This window comes from Nocardioides sp. S-1144, from assembly GCF_005954645.2.
GTDB lineage: Bacteria > Actinomycetota > Actinomycetes > Propionibacteriales > Nocardioidaceae > Nocardioides > Nocardioides dongxiaopingii.
This window is the reverse complement of record NZ_CP040695.2, coordinates 253,236-267,914: the sequence shown is the minus strand read 5'-3', so window position 1 is coordinate 267,914 and position 14,679 is coordinate 253,236. Positions and strand designations below refer to the sequence as shown.

Genomic DNA, 14,679 nt, shown 5'->3' with positions numbered 1-14,679 from the left:
CGCCGTCCACGGGCGGTAGCGGCCGCGTCGTTGTGCCGCCACAGGGCTAGCCTGTGGACGTGGCCCTGCCCGACCTGCCGTCCCTGCGCCTGCTCGCCGACGTCGCCCGGCTCGGCAGCATCGGCGCCGCGGGCCGGGAGGCCGGCATCTCCCAGCAGTCCGCCTCCGAGCGGCTGCGCTCGATGGAGACCCTCACCGGCCTGACGCTGGTGCAGCGGGCGACGTCCGGCTCGACCGTCACCGCCGCGGGCCGGCTGCTCGTCGAGTGGAGCGCGGACCTGCTGGAGCGCGCCGAGGAGGTCGAGGGGGCGCTGCGGACCCTGCGCGACGAGCGGTCGCGCGAGCTGCACGTGCACGCCTCGATGACCGTCGCCGAGCACCTGCTGCCGCGGTGGCTGGTGCGGCTGCGGCTCGAGCGCGCGATCTCGGCGTCGCTGCGGGCGACCAACTCGGAGGCCGTCGTCGCCGCCGTCCGCTCCGGCGAGGCCGACGTCGGCTTCGTCGAGGGCGCCGGCGACCTGGCCGGCCTCGCGACCGCCGTCGTCGGCTCCGACGAGCTCGCCCTGGTGGCCTCGCCGGCCGACGCGTGGGCCCGGCGCCGGCGTCCGCTGGACGCCGCGCAGGTCGCCGTCCGCCCGCTCACCAGCCGCGAGCAGGGCTCCGGGACCCGGCTCGTCTGGGAGCAGGCGCTGCGGGCGGCGGGCGCCGACCCGGTCGAGCCCGACTCGGCGCTCACCACGACCGCCGCCGTGCTGGCCACGGTCGCCGCCGGCGGCCCGCCGGCGTTCGTCAGCCGGCGCGCGGCCGCCCGCGACGTCGAGGCCGGGGTGCTGGTGGAGGTGCCGACCACCGGGCTCGCCCTGAACCGGTCCTTCACCGCGACCTGGGTCGGCGGACGTCGTCCCCCCGCCGGCCCGGTCCGCGACCTGCTGGCGATCGCGGCGCGGGGCTAGGTCCCGACCGGCCAGATCCACGCAATTGCCGCGGATCGGCCAGCTCGCGGCGCCACGACCGAGCCATCATCGGCAATTGCGCGGATCTGGCGCCCACGGACCACGCAGGGCCGCTCGGGGCGGAGTCAGCCGAGGGCGGCGACGGCGGCGTCGTAGTCGGGCTCGGTGCCGATCTCGGGGACCAGCTCGGTGTGGAGCACGGAGCCGTCGGCGCCGACCACCACGACGGCGCGGGCCAGGAGGCCCGCGAACCCGCCGTCGGTGAGCAGGACGCCGTAGTCGGTGCCGAACGAGGACCGGAACGAGGAGGCGGCGGTGACCTGGTCGATGCCCTCGGCGCCGCAGAAGCGGGCCTGGGCGAAGGGCAGGTCGGCCGAGACGCAGACGACGGTGGTGTCGGCGAGACCGGCCGCGAGCTCGTTGAACCGGCGCACGCTCGCCGCGCAGACGCCGGTGTCGACGCTGGGGAAGATGTTGAGCACGGTGCGCGTGCCCGGGGCCAGCGTCACCTCGCTGAAGTCGGAGGCGGTGAGGGCGAACGCCGGGGCGCTGGAGCCGACCGCGGGGAGCTCGCCGATGGTGTGGACGGGGTTGCCGCCGAGGGCAGTAGAGGCCATGGCCCCATGTCTAGCAGCCGGCGCGACGTCGGCTCGGACCGGACCGCTCAGCGGTCCTGTCGACCGGCGTCGAGGCTGCTGCTGTCGGCCGGGGCCAGGGTCGGTCCGACGAGGTCGATGACGCAGAGGTCGAAGTCGTCGTCGGCCAGGTCGGGGTCGTCGACCAGCTCGGGGTCGAGCGCGCACACCTCGACCGCGTCCTCGAAGGCCATCGGCTCCAGCGGAGTCGGGTCGGGCAGCGGCGCCTCGGTGGGCACCTGCTCGGTCGGCCCGTCGGTCGGCTCCCCGGTCGGCTCCCCGGTCGGCTCGCCCGTCGGCTCCCCGGTGGGCTCGCCCGTCGGCTCCCCGGTCGGCTCACCCGTGGGCGGCGTGGACGGCTCGCCGGTGGGCTCCTCGCCGGGCTGGTCGGTCGGGACCTCGGGCGTGGCCGGCTCGCCGGCGCCGCCGCCGACGTCAGTCGGCTCGCCGACGGCGGTCGGGAGCGGCGCGAGCTCGCCCACGGCCTGGACGTCGTCGTCGTCGCCGAAGCCGTCGAGGCTCAGGGTCGGGGTGCCCTCGGGCAGCGGCGGGCCGACGACGGCCGGCGCGGTGCTCGAGGTGTCGACGTAGCCGGCCGAGACCGACGGCGACGGGCCGGTGCCGAAGTTGCCGGCGAGGTAGTCGTCCATGATCGACAGCACGAGGTCGACGTAGGAGCTGCTGTGGTTGTAGCGGAGGACCGCGCCGCGCTGGCCCGGCGTCTGCGAGAGGTCCTCGGCGCCGGAGCAGAGGTAGACCGCGGCGGCCAGCGACGCGTCGTCGATGTCCTGCGGGTCGCGGATGCCGTCGTTGTCGGCGTCGACCCCGACCACGGCCCAGGTCGAGGGGATGAACTGCATCGGCCCGACGGCCCGGTCGAAGGTGGGGTCGCCGTCGTACTGGCCGGCGTCGGTGTCGGCGATCAGCGCCGTGCCGTTGCGGCCGTTGAGGGGCAGGCCGACGATCGCGGGCGTCGCGACGCCGTCGGCGCCGAGCGCGCTGCCGCCGAAGCGGCCGTGGTTCGACTCCACACGGCCGACGGCGGCGACGAGCTGCCAGCTGAGCCGGCAGCCGGGGTCGGCGGCGTTGATGACGGTCTCGGCGCGCTGGTAGGCGGCGAGCGCCGCGGAGGGGATCTCACCCGTCGAGACGGCGGGCACCACCCCGGTGAAGTCCTCGCCGCTGGCGTCGGTGGCCGAGTCGGGCTGCGAGAGGCTGGCGGGGTACTCGACCGGGGCGCCGGGCATCGCGGAGCCGTCGGGCAGCTGGCCGGTCGTCGACGACGGGGTCGAGGAGACCGCGGCGCTGGCGCCGGTCGGTCCGGCGCTGGCCAGGTGCGTGGTCCAGGCCGCCGAGACGAGGGCGAGGGGGACTGCCGTCGCGACGCGCCGAGTTCGCGTCGTCCTGCGTGTCATCTCGCGTGGTCCTCTGGATGGTGGTCAGGGTGGGGGGTGTCGTGGATGTGCCCCGCGACACAGATCATTAGACCACCGGATGCCTGACGGTTTCACCGGAAGTCACCGGATGAGCCGAGAGTTCACCGAGATGTGTGACGCCCGTGGCCGATGGGATCCGGCCGTCAGGGCAACCTCGCGGCCTCCCACCGCGTCCTTCTCCACGTGAGCACCTTCCAGCACGCGCCCGGTCGAGCTCCCGCGCAGCGGCCGTCACCGGTCCGCGACGTCGTGGTGACGGCGTCCGCGATCGCCGCCCTCGTCTTCGGCACCCTGCTCCTGCCGTCGCCGCCCGACGACGGCGACGCCGGTCGGGTGCCGGTGTCCGGTCGCGACTGACCCGACCCCAGGCTGACCCGGCCGCGCGAGGACGTCAGCCGAGCACCCGGGCCAGGTGCGGGTTGTCGAGCGTGCGGGTCGGGTCGAGGCGGTCGCGCAGGGCGAGGAACTCCTCGAAGCGCGGGTAGCGCGCCCGGAGGTCGTCGGCACCGAGCGTGTGCAGCTTGCCCCAGTGCGGCCGGCCGCCGACCTCGGCGGCGATCGCCTCGAGCGCCGCGAAGTACGCCGCCCGGTCGGGGCTGCCCGGCGCGGTGTGGACGGCGACGTAGACGGTGTCGCGACCGCTGGCCGTCGAGAGGGTGATGTCGTCGGCCGCGGCCACCCGCACCTCCACCGGGACCGCGACGCGCCAGTCGCTGCGCCCCACGACGCGGACCAGCTCGCGGAGCACGTCCATCCCGTGCTCGCGCGGGACGGCGTACTCCATCTCCTCGAAGCGCACCCGCCGCGGCGAGGTGAAGACGCGGTGCGAGACGTCGCTGAACTCGCGTGGCGACAGCGCGGCCGCCGACACCCTCGCCAGCGGTCGCACCAGCGCCGGCACCCGGCTGCCGGCGCCGACGAGCGCCCCGAAGACGGTGTTGCTCAGCAGCTCGTCGTCCCACCAGCCGCGCAGCGGCGCGAGCGGCTCGAGGTCGTCGACCGGCACCCGGGTGTTGTGCTTGGTGAGCACCCGGTCGGTGTGGGGGAACCAGTAGAACTCGACGTGGTCGGTGGCGTCGGCGTCGGCGTCGAAGCGCTCCATCGTCTCCTCGACCCGGCCCCCGCCCTCGCGGGCGCGCAGCCCGAAGGCCGGCACCGTCTGCAGCGTGACCTCGGTCAGCACCCCGAGGGCGCCCAGCCCGACCCGCGCCGCCGCGAGCACCTCGGGGTTCTCGGTCGGGGTGCAGGTCAGCGTGGAGCCGTCCGGGAGCGCGAGCACCAGACCGCGGACCTGGGTGGCGATGCCGCCGAAGCGGGCGCCGGTGCCGTGGGTCCCGGTCGAGATCGCCCCGGCGAAGGTCTGCTCCTCGATGTCGCCGAGGTTGGTGAGCGCCAGCCCGAGGGTGTCGAGCGCCCGGTTGAGGGCGCTGAGCCGGAGGCCGGCCTGCACGGTGACCAGCCCGGTGGCGGCGTCGGCGCGCAGCACCCGGTCGAGGTGGTCCAGGCGCAGCTGGACGTCGTCGGGCCGGCCGATCGCGGTGAAGGAGTGACCGCTGCCGATCGGGCGCACCCGTCGTCCGGTGGCGGTCGCGTCGGCCAGGAACCGGGTCAGCTCCTCGACGCTGCGCGGTGCGACGACCTCGATCCCGGACGCCGACTGGTTGCCGGCCCAGTTGCGCCAGCTCGTGCCCACCGTTTGACTCGCCCTCATGACGAGCCAGCATGCCCGCATCGAGCGCGCGACGCAGCACCTCGACGCACCCGTGGCGGTGGTCGACCTCGACGCCTTCGACGCGAACGCCGCCGACCTGGCCCGCCGCGCGGCCGGGACGCCGATCCGGGTGGCGTCGAAGTCGGTGCGCTGCCGGGCCCTGCTCGACCGCGTCCTCGCGCGCGAGGGGTACGCCGGTGTGCTGGCCTTCACCCTCACCGAGGCGCTCTGGCTCGCCGAGGAGCACGAGGACGTCGTCGTCGGCTACCCGACCGCGGAGCGCGACGCGCTGCGCGAGCTGGCCGCCGACCCGGTGCTGCTCGAGCGGGTCACGCTGATGGTCGACTCGGTCGAGTCGCTCGACCTGGTGCGCAGCGTCGTCCGGGAGGTCGAGGTGCCGATCCGGGTCTGTCTCGACCTCGACGCGTCGCTGCGCGTGGCCGAGCGGCTGACCGGCAGCCGGGTGCACCTCGGGCCGCGGCGCTCGCCGGTCCACTCCGTCGCCGACGCCGTTGCGCTGGCCCGCGCGGTGGGCGAGGACCCGGCGTTCGCGCTGGTCGGGCTGATGGCCTACGAGGGCCAGGTCGCCGGGCTCGCCGACCGGCCGGCCAACCGGCTGAGGGGCCTCGCGGTGCGCGGGCTCAAGCGGGCCTCGGTGCCCGAGCTGACCGAGCGCCGCGGCGCGGTGGTCGCCGCCGTCCGGGAGGTCGCCGACCTGTCGTTCGTCAACGGCGGCGGCACCGGCTCGATCGAGACGACGGTGGCCGATGTGTCGGTGACCGAGGTGGCGGCCGGCTCGGGGCTGTTCGCGCCGGCCCTGTTCGACGGCTACGACTCCTTCGACCCGGTGCCGGCGGCCCTGTTCGGCCTCGCGGTGACCCGGCGTCCGGGCCCCGGGCTGGTCACGGTCGCCGGCGGCGGCTGGATCGCCTCCGGGCCGGTCGGGCGCGACCGGCTCCCGGTGCCGACCTACCCCGCGGGGCTGGCGATGCTCGGCTCCGAGGGCGCCGGCGAGGTCCAGACCCCGCTGCGCGGCGCCGCGGCCGGACGGCTCCGCCTCGGTGACCGGGTGTGGTTCCGGCACGCCAAGGCCGGCGAGCTGTGCGAGCGGGTCGACACGCTGCACCTGGTGGCCGGCGACCCGGAGGCCGCGCTGGTCGACGTCGTCCCGACCTACCGGGGCGAGGGCCGCACGTTCCTCTAGCCCCCAACCCCGCTGACCCCCACCCCCCGCTGACCCGTCGCTGATCACTGACGGGTCAGCGGGGGTTTGGGGGGTCAGGCGAGGGCGGCCAGGGCGGTGACCAGCCGGTCGACCTCGCCGTCGGTCGTGTACGGCGCCAGCCCGACGCGGACGCCGCCGTCGTCACCGAGGCCGGCGTGCCGGGAGGCCTCGAGGGCGTAGAAGCTGCCGTTCGGCGCCACGATCCCCTGCCCGGCCAGGTGCACGCGCACCTCGTCGCCGGTGCGGCCGTCGACGTGGAGCAGCAGCGTCGGCGTCCGGCGCGCGGGGCTGCCGTGCACCCGCACGTGCGGCAGCGCGGCCAGCGCGTCGAGGAGCCGGGCGAGGACGCCGTCCTCGTGGGCCTCGATCGCGGCCATGCCGCCGACGGAGTCGATGAAGGCCACCGCGGCGCTCACCCCGGCGAGCAGCTCGTAGGGCAGGGTGCCGAGCTCGAAGCGCTCGGGCACGGCGTCGCTGGACGGCAGCAGCTTGTCGGGCTGCAGCGTCTCGAGCAGCGCCGGGTCGGCGGCCAGCACGCCGAGGTGCGGCCCGAAGAACTTGTACGGCGAGCAGGTGAGGAAGTCGGCGCCGAGCGCGGTCAGGTCGACCGGGGCGTGCGCGGCCAGGTGGACGGCGTCCACGTGGACCAGCGCGCCGGCGGCGTGCGCGGCCTCCGCGACCGCCCGCACCGGGGGCCGGGTGCCGAACAGGTTGGACGCCCCGGTGACCGCCACCAGCCGGGTGCGCTCGGTGAGCACGGTCGCGACGTCGTCCAGCTCGGCGGTGACGGGGTCGAAGCCGAGCCACCGCACCGTCGCGCCGACCCGCTCGGCCGCGGTCACCCAGGGCCGGATGTCGCCGTCGTGGTCGAGCCGGGTCACCACCACCTCGTCGCCGGGACCCCAGCCCTGCGCGAGGGTGCGCGCCAGGTCGAAGGTCAGCGCCGTCATCGAGCGGCCGAAGACGACGCCGCGCGGGTCGGCGCCCACGTGGGCGGCCATCGCCGCACGCGCGCCGACCGTGGTCTCCTCGGCCCGCCGCTCGGGCTCGGTCAGCGAGCCGCGCTGGCACATCCCCCACGACATCGCGGTCGCGATCGCGTCGGCCACCTGTCGTGGCACCAGCGACCCGCCCGGGCCGTCGAAGCGCGCCAGCCCGTCGGCCAGCGCGGGGAACGCGCTCCGCACCTGCACCACGTCGTAGGTCGTCATGCGCGCAGCCTGCCAGAGCGCCGAGTCGGCGCCGGGTTCAAGTCACGGGACGCCGAGTCGGCGCCCGGTTCAAGTCAGAGGACGCCGAGTCGGCGTTCGCGCTCAACCCGAACGCCGACTCGGCGAGGCTCGGGGTCAGTCCTGCGGTTCGACGTCGGTGCCGACGAGGGCGACCAGGTCGGCGATCGAGTCGACGACCTGGGTCGGGCGGTACGGGAAGGTCTCGATCTGCTCGGGGCGGGTCGAGCCGGTGGTGACGAGCACGGTGCGCAGGCCGGCCTCCAGGCCGCTGATGATGTCGGTGTCCATCCGGTCGCCGACCATCACCGTCGACTCGGAGTGCGCGTCGAGCCGGTTGAGGGCGCTGCGCATCATCAGCGGGTTCGGCTTGCCGATGAAGTACGGCGTCCGGCCGGTCGCGGTGCTGATCAGGGCGGCCACCGACCCGGTCGCGGGCAGCAGGCCGTGCTGGCTCGGCCCGCTCGGGTCGGGGTTGGTGGCGATGAACCGGGCGCCGGCGGCGATCAGCCGGATCGCCCTGGTGATCGCCTCGAACGAGTAGGTGCGGGTCTCGCCGAGCACCACGTAGTCGGGGTCGCGGTCGGTCATCACGTAGCCGACGTCGTGCATCGCCGTGGTCAGTCCCGCCTCGCCCACGACGTAGGCCGTGCCGTGCGGGCGCTGCTCGGCCAGGAACTGCGCCGTCGCCAGCGCCGAGGTCCAGATCGCGTTCTCGGGGACGTCGATGCCGCTGCCGAGGAGCCGCGCGCGCAGGTCGCGCGGGGTGTAGATCGAGTTGTTGGTCAGCACCAGGAACGACAGGCCCGACGCCTTGAGCGCGTCGATGAACTCGGTCGCACCGGGGATCGGCACCTCCTCGTGCACGAGGACGCCGTCCATGTCGGTCAGCCAGGTCGTGATGTCCCGCGTCGTCATGACCCCAGTCTGGTCCCCCTCACCCCGAACGGCACGTCTGCGTCGGTGTGGGCGTCATCATGGACCGGTGCCGTCCCGGATCGCCGACTTCCTCGACCTGGTGCACCAGCTGCCGGAGGTCGTCCGCACCGACCACGCCCGCTACCACCGCCTCCAGGTGTCGGGGCACACCTTCGGCTACCTGTGGGAGCCCACCCGGACCGTGGGCCTCAAGCAGGAGCTGTCGGAGCAGCTGGCCCTGGTGGCCGAGCGCCCCGAGGTGTTCGAGGTGCAGTTCACCGCCGGGGCGTTCGGCTGGGTCGTCGTCCACCTCGACGGCGTCGAGCGCGACGAGCTGGCCGAGCTCACCTTCGAGGCGTGGCGGCTCACGGCCGCGGCCGGGCTGGTGGCCGACCGCTCGGACCGGCTGCCGGTCTGAGCCACCGCGCACTGGAACCTCACACCGGTTTCAGGAGGGATCCTGGCGTCATGACGAGCGACGAGGGACGGGTACGACAGCTGCGGGTGGTCCTCGAGGTCCCCGACTTCGACGAGGCCGTGGCGTTCTTCCGCGACGCCCTCGGCCTGCCGGAGTCGGCGGCGTTCGCCACCGGCGGGGAGGACCGGGTGGCGATCCTCGAGGCCGGGCGGGCGACGCTGGAGCTCGCCTCGCCGGCGCACCGCCGCGCGATCGACGCCGTCGAGGACGTCGCCGACGGCGGCACCGCCGCGATCCGGCTCGCGTTCGAGGTCGACGACGCCGGCGCCACCACGGCCCGCCTGGTCGCGGCCGGCGCGCGGCACGTGGCCGGCCCGGTCCTGACGCCGTGGCGGTCGCTGAACGCCCGCCTCGACGCCCCGGCCGACCAGCAGATCACCGTGTTCGAGGAGACGCAGACGCCGGAGGAGCGCACCGGGGGCGCCGGCTTCGCCACCGACGCGACCCGCGACTGACCCGACCCACGACCGACGCGAGCCGCGACCGACCCCGAGCCTGCCGGTTCCTCAGGAGGGGGGGCCGGGGCGCTCGAGCGTCTGCTCCCGGAGGGCACGGAGCACCTCGAGCTCGCGCTCGACGTCGCGCCGACGCTGCTCGAGCCGCTCGACCTCCTCCTCGAGCACCCGCTCGAGGAGGCCGGTGCGCTCAGCGGCCGGCGCGGTCAGGCACGGCAGCAGCGTGGCGATCGTCGTGCTGCACAGCCCGGCCGCGAAGAGGTGCTGGATCTCGATCACCCGGGCCACCGAGCCGGCGTCGTAGCGCCGCCAGCCGTTGGGGGCCCGGGTCGACCCGATCAGCCCGACGTCCTCGTAGTAGCGCAGGGAGCGCGCGCTGACCCCGGTCGCCGCCGCGAGCTCACCGATCCGCACGGGACGAGCCTACGACCGGCCCCCGGGCCGGGAGCCGGTCGCGGGCGCTCAGTCGGCGTCGAGCGCGGCGAGCTCGTCGGCGGTGAGCTCGAGGTGCACGGCCTCGGCGGAGTCCTGGATCGAGGAGGGCCGCTTCGCCCCGGGGATGGGGATCACGACCGGCGACTGGGCCAGCTCCCAGGCCAGGGCCACCTGCTGGGCGCTGACCCCGCGGGCCTCGGCGACCCGGGCGAAGGCCGGGTGCTCCTCGGCCAGGCCCTTCGCGCTCCGCAGGCCGCCGAGCGGGCTCCACGGCAGGAAGGCCAGGCCGAGCTCCTCGCAGACGTCGATCTCGGGACGGCTGGACCGGAAGGCGGGCGAGAACTGGTTCTGCACGCTCACCAGGGCATCACCGAGCACCGCGTGGGCCAGCCGGATCTGCTCGGGGTCGGCGTTCGAGAGCCCGATCCGCGCGACCTTGCCCGTGGAAGCGATGTCCTTGAGGGTCTCCATCACGGCGGCGTAGTCGACCTTCGGGTCGGGCCGGTGGTGCTGCCACAGCGCGATCTGCTCGACGCCGAGGCGGCCGAGGCTGGCGTCGACCGCCGCGTGCAGGTGGGACGCCGACGAGTCGAGGTCCCAGCCGCCGTCGCCGGTGCGCGTGTGCCCGCCCTTGGTGGCGAGCACCACCTGGTCGCGCACGCCGAGCTCGTCGAGGATCCCCGCGACCAGCCGCTCGTTGGCCCCCATCGCGTCGGCTCCGAGCTCGTCGGCGGGCCCGTAGGCGTCGGCGGTGTCGAAGAGGGTGACGCCCGCGTCGAGCGCGGCCCGCACGGTGTCGAGGAGCTGCTCGCGCGGCTGCGTGCCGGTCTGGTCGAAGGTCATCAGGCCGAGGCCGACGGCCCCGACCTCGAGGCGCCCGACGGTGTCGTTGCCGATGTGTCGTGTCTTCACGGGTCCAGGTCTACCGGACCGGACCCAGGCGTGGAACCGGGCGCCCGCGACGAGGACGGCGTCCGCGTCGTTTGTGGGGCCGCGGGTGGGGGTAGGTCGCCCTCGCACGCCCCGAGGAGGAGCAGCCCATGACCAGTCCCACCCCGCCGACCGTCGCGGTCCCCCCGTCGCCCACGACTCCGTACGAGCAGAGCCAGCAGGAGATCCGGCTCGAGGAGGAGGACGTCCGCTACCTGATCGCCCTGGTCGAGGAGACCGTGCGCGACGTCGGCGGGTCCATCCCCCGGCAGGTCGAGGGTGACCTGTTCGGCGGCGGGCACCTCCCGGAGCGGATGGCGCGCCACACGCTGGGCGCCCACGAGCGGATCCTGCGGACCCTGCTGTCCTCGGTCCAGGCGCTCGAGGAGCACGCGGGGTCGCTGCAGTCCTACCGCGACGAGCTGAACCGGGTCGAGGACACCATCCAGGGCTACCTCGACCAGATCAACGGCCGGGTCGCGACGATCGACGGAGCGGTCTGATGGGCGGGGCGAACGAGGGCCGGCTCCACGAGCTGGTCGAGCGACCCCACCCGTTCCGCATCGAGCGGCACGCCGACGACTGGGCGCGCTGCGCGGCGGTTCTCAAGAACGCCTCGGCCGACGTGCGACGCGGCATCAGCTCCGTCGACGTCGGCGGGCAGACCGGCCCGGCGCTGCGGGCGGCGTTCCTCGACCTCGCCGCGGTGCTCGAGGAGGGCGCGCTCGACCTGCGTCGCGGCTCGCGGGCGCTCGCGGAGCTGGCCGAGGAGACCAAGTCGGCCAAGAACCGCAAGCGCGACATCGACGGCCGGCTGCCCGACGACGGCGCCCACGTCGTCGAGCGCGACCACGCCGCGGCCAGCACCTCGGACTCGCAGGAGGCCGCGCTGCGCCACGGCATCGCGGTGATGAAGTCCATCCGGGCCGACGAGCCGCGCGGCTCGGTGCCGATCCAGGCACCGACGACGCCTCCCCCACCGCCGCCGACCATGCGCTGCCCGCGCTGCGGGTCCGACCCGTGCCAGTGCCGGACGGTCGACGGCTGCCCGCGCTGCGGCGCGAGCCCGTGCGTCTGTGTCGACGGCCCGCACGTCGTCACCCCGGTCACCCCGGTCCACCCGCACTGCCCCGACTGGGACGACCCCGCCGACTTCACCACCCCGGGCACCGCCCAGGGGCCGTCGTCCCTGGCCCCCGGAGCCCCGCAGGGGTCCCTGGCGTCCGGGGTGTCACCCGGTGTCGTCGGCGGTGCCGCCGGCGCCGTGGGCGCGGCGGCACCCGCCGCACCCGGTGCGGTCGGGGCGATGGCCCCGATGGCCCCGATGGCCGGCTCGGCGGCGGGCGCCGCACCCGTCGCCGGCACCCCCGGGAGCGCCGGGGCCGTCCGTCCGATCGGTGCCGGTGGCCCGACGGGCTCGGCCGGCACGCTCGGTCGCAGCGGCGGCGCGGGAGCCGGGGCCGGCGCCGCAGGCGCCGGTGGCCGGGGTCGCGGCGGCAAGGACCGCAAGCCGGGCGCCCGCGACCGCGACCTGCACGACGACGGCCGCGACTGGCTCGACGACGAGTCCGCGCCCGACGTCCTGAGGTGATCGCTCAGCGGACGACCCAGCAGGCGTCGACCACGACGACGGTCGGCCGGGGCCGTTTCCGGGACGGCGCCGTGGGGCAGGACCCCAGGCCGTAGAATCCCGGCGTGAAACAGGTCGCGGTCATCGCCTACTACGCCGACGACCCGACGCGCACCTACCAGCTCGTGCAGTGGCTGCCCGTGCTCGAGGTGCTGCACCGCACGCACCCGGTGACGATCGTGCTGCGCGACCCCGACTCCGCCGACGTGATCGCGCCGCGCACCAGCCTGCCGGTGTTGCGCGCGCCGTCGTTCCCCGAGCTCACCGCGCTCTACGAGGAGCTCGACGCCAAGGTCGTCCTCTACTGCAACAACTCCATCCTCAACTTCCAGTCGCTCATCGACGGCCGCCGGCTGCACGCGCACGTCAACCACGGCGAGAGCGACAAGCAGTCGATGGCCAGCAACAACGCGAAGGCCTACGACCGGGTCTTCGTCGCCGGCGAGGCCGCCGTGCAGCGACACGTCGCCGGGCTGCTCGAGTTCGACACCCGCCGCCTGGTGCGGGTCGGGCGGCCGCAGCTCGACCTGCGTCCCGAGCCGGTGCTGGCTCCCTCGACGCGGCGCACCCTGCTCTACGCGCCCACGTGGGAGGGCGACGCCGACTACAACGACTACACCTCGGTCGACACGATCGGCCCTGACATCGCCCGCGGGCTGCTCGCGGTGCCCGGCTCGCGGTTCGTCTACAAGCCGCACCCGAAGGTCGTCACGACCCCGACGACGGCGGTGCGGGCCGCGCACCGCGAGATCCTGCGGATCGTGGCCGCCGCCGACGCCGCCGACCCGACCGCCGGCCACGTCGCGATCGAGCGCGGCGACATCCTCGCGATCATGCCCGACTGCGACGCGATGGTGACCGACGTGTCGTCGGTGGGCCTCGACTGGCTCTACCTGTGCACCGACAAGCCGATCTTCCTCACCGACCGCCACCGCGACGCCGACCGGCTGCGCCAGGACGTGCCGGTCAGCCGCTGCGCCGACGTCGTCGACGACGAGGACGTGGCCGGGCTCGCGGCGCTGGTGGCCGCGCGGCTCGAGCACGACGAGCACCACCTGGCCCGCGTCGCGATGCGCCACCACTACTTCGACGACCTCCAGGTCGGCGACAGCACCACCCGCTTCCTCGACGCCGTCGCCGCCCTCGCGGCGCGCCGCGACCGGCTCCTCGGCGCCGTCACCGGTCGCCACGACGGCGACGCGATCATCGCCTGACCCAGCGGCTCAGGCGCGACGGACCCGCTGGAAGTTGAGCCCCCCGCGGGCGAACGCCTCGACGACCGCCGGCGGTGGCGCGGCGGCGTCCCACCGGCACGGCCGGACGTGCGTGAGGTCCAGCTCCCACGCCAGCGGGTCGGGGTCGTGGCGCCACCCACCGGTCAGCACTCCGCGGTGGAACACGCCGTCGGCGTCCCTCGTCCAGGCCTCGGCCCCGTCGGGGACCGCCGCGAACCGCTCCAGCCGGGCCGCCGTCCGCTCGTCGTGCCGCGTGGCCACCGCCGCGACGGCGGCCGCGAGGTCGGCCGGCTCGGCGTCGAGCCGGCCGCCGACGCCGACGACGCCGAGGGCCAGCGCCCGGCCGACGGCCCGGCGCCCGTCGTCCGGCACGACGCGGGAGCGCATGGGTGCCCGGTAGACGTGTGTGGTCACGTCCTGGTCCTACCACCTCGGGGACGCAGCACCCGGCGCCTACTCGCAGCCCGTCTCGAACCGCGGCCACGCCTCGACCCGGTCGCCGGCACCGACGTAGGCCACGTCGCGGTCCGCGGAGAGCCACAGGTGGTCGCCGGCACGCTCCCACCCGGTGTCGACGGCGTCGGCGGGCAGCGCCGTCCGCGCGCGGTAGGGCACGGCCACGTGCGGCTCCAGCTCCGGGATCGGCTCCCGGACGTAGGAGGCCCCGGTGCGCCGGCCGTCGTCGACGGCGAGGAAGGTCATCGACTGCCAGCCGCAGTGCTCGGGGCCGGGGTGGGAGTAGACCCGGGACGTCGGCACCGGCGTGCCGTCGGCCCCGGCCCACACCAGCACCCCCATGCCCTCGGCGACGTCGGCCGGGAACTCCGCGTAGTCGCAGCGGGCCCACGACTGGACGTACCAGCCGGGCCCGCCGGCGCCCTCGGACGCCAGCCCGTCGCGGACGACGAGCGCCATCAGCACCCGGCCACCGACCTCGAAGGTGAGCAGCCGGCGGTCGTCCTCCGCGCGGGCCAGGGCGAGGTCGACCCGGGGCGCGTCGAGCTGCAGGCCCTCCGAGTACGCCGTCTCGACCGCGGCCCCGACGCTGTCGGCGGTGGCCGCCTCCGCGAGCGGACCCGGACCGTGGTCGAAGCCGGCCGCCACCGTCGCGCAGTCGACGACGTCGCCGGCGACGCCGTACCGGCCGCCACCCGAGCCCGCGAGCGACCCCTCGTAGGGCGTGGCCGCCGGCGCGTAGGAGCCCGACGGTGCGTCGCGGGCGCTCGCGTCGTCCGCGACGTCGTCCCCGCACGCGGTCACGCCGCCGAGCAGCACGCCCAGCACCGCCCCCAGCGCCGCACGCGGCACCACGGCCGACACCGCTCGCCGACCGACCTTCGTCCTCATCCGCGCCATGATCCTCCGACGTCGGCGGCGCGGCACCGGTTCCACCCCTGCGCCGGCGGCGC

17 protein-coding genes are annotated in these 14,679 nt (G+C 75.4%); 8 read left to right on the top strand and 9 right to left on the bottom strand.

What is annotated here, in order from left to right:
* The first annotated feature begins 59 nt into the window (after nt 1-59).
* Nucleotides 60-953 (top strand): LysR substrate-binding domain-containing protein, encoded by an 894-nt coding sequence (locus FE634_RS01345; RefSeq protein ID WP_212721513.1) that lies wholly within the window; start codon nt 60-62, stop codon nt 951-953.
* Nucleotides 954-1,078: 125 nt separating this feature from the next.
* Here the strand turns inward: FE634_RS01345 and tpx are convergent, their stop codons facing one another.
* The gene (gene tpx, locus FE634_RS01340; protein WP_137292912.1) at nt 1,079-1,570 is read right to left on the bottom strand and encodes a thiol peroxidase; all 492 of its coding nucleotides are present in this window, start codon (nt 1,568-1,570) and stop codon (nt 1,079-1,081) included.
* A gap of 47 nt (nt 1,571-1,617) precedes the next feature.
* Nucleotides 1,618-3,003 carry a lytic murein transglycosylase gene (locus FE634_RS21765; RefSeq protein ID WP_187366795.1) on the bottom strand — a complete coding sequence of 462 codons (1,386 nt, stop codon included), beginning with the start codon at nt 3,001-3,003 and terminating at the stop codon, nt 1,618-1,620.
* A 204-nt stretch (nt 3,004-3,207) separates the two neighbouring features.
* Here FE634_RS21765 and FE634_RS20865 point away from each other — a divergent pair, with 204 nt between their 5' ends.
* Nucleotides 3,208-3,381, top strand: coding sequence for a hypothetical protein (locus FE634_RS20865; RefSeq protein ID WP_170981481.1), 174 nt, complete (start codon nt 3,208-3,210; stop codon nt 3,379-3,381).
* 34 nt (nt 3,382-3,415) lie between these two features.
* Here FE634_RS20865 and FE634_RS01330 read toward each other — a convergent pair whose 3' ends face one another.
* Entirely contained in the window at nt 3,416-4,735 is a 1,320-nt protein-coding gene (locus tag FE634_RS01330) for a D-arabinono-1,4-lactone oxidase (RefSeq protein WP_138874870.1), read from the bottom strand.
* Here FE634_RS01330 and FE634_RS01325 point away from each other — a divergent pair.
* Complete coding sequence (locus FE634_RS01325) at nt 4,734-5,939, top strand: amino acid deaminase/aldolase (RefSeq protein WP_138874869.1); 1,206 nt, start codon at nt 4,734-4,736, stop codon at nt 5,937-5,939. The genes FE634_RS01330 and FE634_RS01325 overlap by 2 nt on opposite strands.
* A gap of 74 nt (nt 5,940-6,013) precedes the next feature.
* Here the strand turns inward: FE634_RS01325 and FE634_RS01320 are convergent, their stop codons facing one another.
* Both FE634_RS01320 and FE634_RS01315 read right to left on the bottom strand, forming a co-directional pair.
* The gene (locus FE634_RS01320) at nt 6,014-7,171 is read right to left on the bottom strand and encodes a cysteine desulfurase-like protein (RefSeq protein ID WP_148240271.1); all 1,158 of its coding nucleotides are present in this window, start codon (nt 7,169-7,171) and stop codon (nt 6,014-6,016) included.
* Nucleotides 7,172-7,306: 135 nt separating this feature from the next.
* Nucleotides 7,307-8,107: an HAD-IIA family hydrolase gene (locus FE634_RS01315; protein WP_138874868.1), complete on the bottom strand. Its 801-nt coding sequence runs from the start codon at nt 8,105-8,107 to the stop codon at nt 7,307-7,309.
* Nucleotides 8,108-8,174: 67 nt separating this feature from the next.
* On the opposite strand from FE634_RS01315, the gene FE634_RS01310 reads away from it, so the two are divergent.
* Both FE634_RS01310 and FE634_RS01305 read left to right on the top strand, forming a co-directional pair.
* Nucleotides 8,175-8,525: an MmcQ/YjbR family DNA-binding protein gene (locus FE634_RS01310; RefSeq protein WP_262347532.1), complete on the top strand. Its 351-nt coding sequence runs from the start codon at nt 8,175-8,177 to the stop codon at nt 8,523-8,525.
* 50 nt (nt 8,526-8,575) lie between these two features.
* Complete coding sequence (locus FE634_RS01305; protein WP_137292919.1) at nt 8,576-9,040, top strand: VOC family protein; 465 nt, start codon at nt 8,576-8,578, stop codon at nt 9,038-9,040.
* A gap of 51 nt (nt 9,041-9,091) precedes the next feature.
* Here FE634_RS01305 and FE634_RS01300 read toward each other — a convergent pair whose 3' ends face one another.
* Both FE634_RS01300 and FE634_RS01295 read right to left on the bottom strand, forming a co-directional pair.
* Nucleotides 9,092-9,454: a MerR family transcriptional regulator gene (locus tag FE634_RS01300; RefSeq protein WP_137292920.1), complete on the bottom strand. Its 363-nt coding sequence runs from the start codon at nt 9,452-9,454 to the stop codon at nt 9,092-9,094.
* Nucleotides 9,455-9,502: 48 nt separating this feature from the next.
* Nucleotides 9,503-10,387, bottom strand: coding sequence for an aldo/keto reductase (locus FE634_RS01295; RefSeq protein WP_137292921.1), 885 nt, complete (start codon nt 10,385-10,387; stop codon nt 9,503-9,505).
* A 128-nt stretch (nt 10,388-10,515) separates the two neighbouring features.
* Here FE634_RS01295 and FE634_RS01290 point away from each other — a divergent pair, with 128 nt between their 5' ends.
* The 3 genes from FE634_RS01290 (at nt 10,516) to FE634_RS01280 (ending at nt 13,249) form a co-directional block, all read left to right on the top strand.
* The gene (locus tag FE634_RS01290) at nt 10,516-10,908 is read left to right on the top strand and encodes a hypothetical protein (protein WP_138874866.1); all 393 of its coding nucleotides are present in this window, start codon (nt 10,516-10,518) and stop codon (nt 10,906-10,908) included.
* Nucleotides 10,908-11,996: a hypothetical protein gene (locus FE634_RS01285; protein ID WP_138874865.1), complete on the top strand. Its 1,089-nt coding sequence runs from the start codon at nt 10,908-10,910 to the stop codon at nt 11,994-11,996. Before FE634_RS01290 ends, FE634_RS01285 begins: the two co-directional genes overlap by 1 nt.
* A gap of 104 nt (nt 11,997-12,100) precedes the next feature.
* Nucleotides 12,101-13,249 carry a CDP-glycerol glycerophosphotransferase family protein gene (locus FE634_RS01280; RefSeq protein ID WP_138874864.1) on the top strand — a complete coding sequence of 383 codons (1,149 nt, stop codon included), beginning with the start codon at nt 12,101-12,103 and terminating at the stop codon, nt 13,247-13,249.
* 9 nt (nt 13,250-13,258) lie between these two features.
* Here FE634_RS01280 and FE634_RS01275 read toward each other — a convergent pair whose 3' ends face one another.
* Both FE634_RS01275 and FE634_RS01270 read right to left on the bottom strand, forming a co-directional pair.
* Complete coding sequence (locus FE634_RS01275; protein ID WP_222847651.1) at nt 13,259-13,684, bottom strand: GAF domain-containing protein; 426 nt, start codon at nt 13,682-13,684, stop codon at nt 13,259-13,261.
* Nucleotides 13,685-13,723: 39 nt separating this feature from the next.
* Nucleotides 13,724-14,617: a hypothetical protein gene (locus FE634_RS01270; RefSeq protein WP_138874863.1), complete on the bottom strand. Its 894-nt coding sequence runs from the start codon at nt 14,615-14,617 to the stop codon at nt 13,724-13,726.
* Nucleotides 14,618-14,679 lie beyond the last annotated feature (62 nt).